Source organism: Curtobacterium sp. MMLR14_002 (assembly GCF_001864975.1).
Taxonomy (GTDB): Bacteria; Actinomycetota; Actinomycetes; order Actinomycetales; family Microbacteriaceae; genus Curtobacterium; species Curtobacterium flaccumfaciens.
The window spans coordinates 972-1,853 of the sequence record NZ_MJGT01000071.1; the positions used below are offsets into that span (position 1 = coordinate 972).

1 protein-coding gene is annotated in these 882 nt (G+C 71.1%); it reads right to left on the reverse strand.

Features of this window, described 5'->3' with window-relative positions:
* Window positions 1-882 (reverse strand): penicillin-binding transpeptidase domain-containing protein (locus tag BIU91_RS13375; RefSeq protein WP_253183759.1); only part of this gene is annotated, 882 nt, incomplete at both ends.

Below are 882 nucleotides of genomic sequence, written 5' to 3' on the forward strand. Positions count from 1 at the left end.
GTTCGCGATGCCGGCGTAGGCCGACGCCATCGTCAGCGGGGCGATGCTCTCGGTGCCGAGCAGGGACCCCGGGTTCCAGGGCAGCTCGCCACCGGTCGCCAGGTGCACCCCCAGCCGCTCGGCCACGTCGCGGATGTCGCACAGGTCGAGCTGTTCGGCCATCGACTGGTACGCCGCGTTCACGGACTGCGCCGTCGCCGACCGGACCGAGTACGGACCACGCTGCCCGGGTGAGTCGTTCTTCGGCTGCCAGAACGCCGAGGCGGGTCCACCGCAGGCGGTCCACTCGCTGTGCGGGTGCGGTGTGCCGTTGACGACGGTGTCCGGACTGCGGCCGGCCTCGATCCATGCCAGCAGAGTGAACATCTTGTAGGTCGACCCGGTCTGGAACCCCGTCGAGCTGCCGTCCGCCTGGTCGGTGGCGTAGTTCAGCGAGGTCGCGGTGCGGGGCGCGTCGGACGACCGGTCGTGGTCGGTGTTCTGTGCCATCGTCAGCACCCGGCCCGTCCCGGCCTCGACCGTGTTGAACGTGGCCCCCAGCGCCAGCCGCGTCTCGGTCTTCGGGTCGTACTGGTCGAGCAGCCGCTTCTGTTCCGCGTTCAGGTCGAGGTCGAGCGTGGTCTGGATCCGGTACCCGCCGGTGCGCCAGGCGTCCGCCCGCTGCTGCTTCGTCGCGCCGAGCTGCGGGAGCCGCTGGGCGATGGTCTCCGCGTGGTCGCAGAAGAACTCCGCGCCCACCTCGACCGCCTCGCACCCCTGCTGCGGTGCCGTCAGGTGCACGGAGTCGGCGACGCGGGACAGCCGAGCCGTGCGGTACTCCTCGGTCGACAGGTGCCCCTGCTCGTGCATCGACCGCAGGATCACGTTCCGCCGCGCGGCGTT